Origin of the sequence: Streptomyces sp. NPDC058955, assembly GCF_042741435.1 — a bacterium.
Classification (GTDB): Bacteria; Actinomycetota; Actinomycetes; order Streptomycetales; family Streptomycetaceae; genus Streptomyces.
The window spans coordinates 548-3823 of record NZ_JBHYKM010000119.1 but is presented as its reverse complement, the minus strand read 5'-3'; the positions used below and the strand labels follow the sequence as shown (position 1 = coordinate 3823).

Here is a 3276-nt window from a genome sequence, read left to right as displayed (position 1 = left end):
CGCGGGCAGGCCGGCGCCAGGGCCCCCGGGCGGCACACCCCCCGTTTGGGGGGCCCGCGCGGCCCCCCCCCCCCCCCCCCCCCCCGCGGGGGGGCGGGGGGGGGGTGGGGTGGGAGCGACCCTGGCCGGAAAGTCTGAATGGTGGTTCACTTCTTTCATGGCCTACCGCAAGACCCCCGCCGAGATCCGCCGTCTCGAAGCCGCCCGGGAGCACCTGGTGGCCTGCGCCACCTCGGTCGTCGCCGAGGTGGGCTGGTCCCAGGCGTCCGTGACCGCGGTCGCCGACGCGGCCGGGATCGCGGCCGGCTCCGTCTACCAGCACTTCCCGTCCAAGGCGGCGCTCGCCGTCGAGGTCTTCCGGCGCGCCGCCGGACGTGAGGTGGAGGTGCTCGGCGAGGTGCTGGCCACCCCCGGCGACCCGGTCGAGCGGCTGAGCCGCGGCATCCAGGTCTTCGCGCGCCGGGCCCTGGAGAACCGCGGACTCGCCTACGCCCTGCTCGCCGCCCCGGCCGAACCGGCCGTCGGCGCCGAGCGGCTCGACTTCCGGCGCCGCTACCGCGCGCTCTTCGCCGCGGTGGTCCGCGAGGGCATCGCCGACGGGGTGCTGCCCGAGCAGAACGGCGAACTCACCGCCGCCGCGCTCACCGGCGCGATCGGCGAGGTCCTGGTCGACCCGCTGGGCACCCCGGGGGCGACCACCACCGAGACCCTCCTCGCCGAGCTCACCGCCATGGCCCTGCGCTGCGCGGGCGCCGCCCCCGCGCGGTAGCCCGCCGCGGTACGCCCTCTCCGCCGTACGCCCTCGCCCGCCCGCACGCCCGTCCGTTCCGTCCGCCGCCCGTCCGTCCGTCCGCCCGTTCCGACCGCCCCAGGGAGCAGCCACCGTGACCACCGACGCCACGCCCCGCAGCCGTCCCACCGCCGTGACCCACGCCGTCACCAACCAGACCCCGCCGCTGACCGGCCACGACGCCGCCGCCGACCCGGTGCTGCTCGAAGGGGTCGAGCGGGAGGGCGCCGGCCGGCACCTGGAGGAGCTGCACCGCCTCGGCCGGATCACCGGCGGCGAGGAGGCCCAGCGCTGGGCGGACCAGGCCAACCGCCACGAGCCCGAGCTGCGCACCCACGACCGGTACGGCAACCGGATCGACGAGGTCGACTTCCACCCCGCCTATCACCGGCTGATGGACCTGTCGGTGGGCGCGGGCCTCGCGGGCGCCGCCTGGGCCGACGAGCGGCCCGGCGCCCACGTGGCCCGGGCCGGCGGCTTCATGCTGGTCACCATGCTGGAGCCGGGCCACCTGTGCCCGGTCTCGATGACGTACGCGGTGGTCCCGGCCCTGCGCCACTCCCCCGACCTCGCCAAGACGTACGTACCGCTGCTCACCAGCCGCTCGTACGACCCCGGGCTGCGCACCCCGACCGGCAAGAGCGGGCTGCTCGCCGGGATGGGCATGACGGAGAAGCAGGGCGGCAGCGACGTCCGCGCCAACACCACCACCGCCACCGAACTCCCGGACGGCACCTGGCGGTTGCGCGGCCACAAGTGGTTCACCAGCGCGCCGATGAACGACCTCTTCCTGGTCCTCGCGCAGGCGCCCGGCGGCCTGTCCTGCTTCCTCGTGCCGCGCGTCCTGCCCGACGGAAGCCGCAACACCTTCCGCATCCAGCGGCTCAAGGACAAGCTCGGCAACCGCTCCAACGCCAGCAGCGAGCCCGAGTTCGACGACACGGTCGCCTGGCTGGTCGGCGCCGAGGGCAAGGGCGTGCGGACCATCATCGACATGGTGACGATGACCCGTCTGGACTGTGTGCTCGGCTCCGCCGCCGGCATCCGCGGCGCACTCGCCCAGGCCGCCCACCACGCCCGCCACCGTTCGGTGTTCGGCGCCACCCTGGTCGACCAGCCGCTGATGCGGAACGTCCTCGCCGACCTGGCCCTGGAGTCGGAGGCCGCCACCACCCTGGGCCTGCGGCTGGCCGGCGCCGCCGACCGCGCCCGGCTCGGCGACGAGCGCGAGCGCGCCTTCCTGCGGCTGGCCACCGCCGTCGGCAAGTACTGGGTGTGCAAGCGGCAGCCCGCCGCGGTCGCCGAGGCGCTGGAATGCCTGGGCGGCAACGGTTACGACGAGGCGTCGGGCATGCCCCGGCTCTACCGCGAGGCCCCGCTCAACAGCATCTGGGAGGGCTCCGGCAACGTCAGCGCCCTCGACCTGCTGCGCGCCCTGGCCCGCGAGCCGGAGGCCCTGGAGGCGTTCCGCACGGAGATCGAGGCGGCGGCCGGCGCCGACCGGCGGCTCGACGCGGCCTGGGCGGAGCTGCGGGGCGAGCTGCGGCTCACCGAGGACGCGCCGCTGCGCGCCCGCCGGATCGCCGAGCGGGCCGCGCTCGTCCTCCAGGGCTCGCTGCTCGTGCGGCACGCGCCGGCCGCGGTCGCCGACGCGTTCTGCGCGTCCCGGCTCTCCGGCGACCAGGGCCTCGCCTTCGGCACCCTGCCGCCGTCGACGGACTTCGCGGGCCTGCTGACGCGTCTGCCGGTCTGACCGGACCGGCGGCACGGCGAAGGGCGCGCCCCCGCCGCGGAAGGTTGCGGATTCCAGCGGTCGTCGCAACACAAGATCAATGCTGCCTGTTGACGGCAGCATAGGGCGACTCGGCCGACTGAGTGCAACTGTTGCGCCAGGTGAGCGTGCTTCGAGATGTCGTTCGAAGATGCGCTCTGTCGCAGCGATAGATCAGGGGAGAGCCCTCTCTTCGTGAGGGCTCTCCCCTGCTGGTCGAGCGAAATGGACATCCAGTGTTGAAGAAGTCTCTCGTAGGCGCCGCTGCCATGGCGATGGTGTTGGGTTCGGCCGCGCTGGCGCAGGCCGACGACATCGTGCGCGTCGTGGAGAACGAGGTGACGATCCCCGTGGCATCCGGCGAGTACCCCGGCACTGCCGCGGCTGTCGCCCAGTGCCCGCCCGGAGAAACCCGGACCGGCGGTGGAGCCACCGTGGTCGCGGGCAACTCGCACTCCGACCGGTACCAGCTGTCCGCGACCCAGCCGCTCAGCGGAGAGCGCTGGTGGGCCTTCGCGACGAACATGGACAAGACCAACTCGGGCAAGCTGCGGGTCTACGCCATCTGCGCGAAGGTGGTCAGCACCCCGACTCTGACCACTCCCATCAACGGCTGACCCAGATGGTCATGTTGGTTCCGCGCTGAGAAGCGCGCGCAAGACGCGGGGGGGGGGGGTGTGGACCCCCGCGGCGGAGGGGGGGGGGGGGTGTATAT

At 74.3% G+C, this 3276-nt stretch carries 3 protein-coding genes; all 3 read left to right on the top strand.

Going from position 1 to position 3276, the window contains the following annotated elements:
* Nucleotides 1–157: 157 nt before the first annotated feature.
* Nucleotides 158–769 (top strand): TetR/AcrR family transcriptional regulator, encoded by a 612-nt coding sequence (locus tag ACFW1I_RS31760; RefSeq protein WP_384676414.1) that lies wholly within the window; start codon nt 158–160, stop codon nt 767–769.
* A gap of 115 nt (nt 770–884) precedes the next feature.
* On the top strand, nt 885–2543 hold the full coding sequence (locus ACFW1I_RS31755; protein ID WP_384676412.1) for an acyl-CoA dehydrogenase family protein: 1659 nt from the start codon (nt 885–887) through the stop codon (nt 2541–2543).
* 287 nt (nt 2544–2830) lie between these two features.
* A complete protein-coding gene (locus ACFW1I_RS31750; RefSeq protein WP_384676410.1) occupies nt 2831–3178 on the top strand; it encodes a hypothetical protein in 348 nt (115 codons plus the stop codon).
* Nucleotides 3179–3276 lie beyond the last annotated feature (98 nt).

Excerpts from the sequence above, each read along its gene's own strand:
- ACFW1I_RS31760 (WP_384676414.1), top strand. The coding sequence starts at position 158 with ATGGCCTACCGCAAGACCCCCGCCGAGATCCGCCGTCTCGAAGCCGCC.
- ACFW1I_RS31750 (WP_384676410.1), top strand. The coding sequence starts at position 2,831 with ATGGCGATGGTGTTGGGTTCGGCCGCGCTGGCGCAGGCCGACGACATC.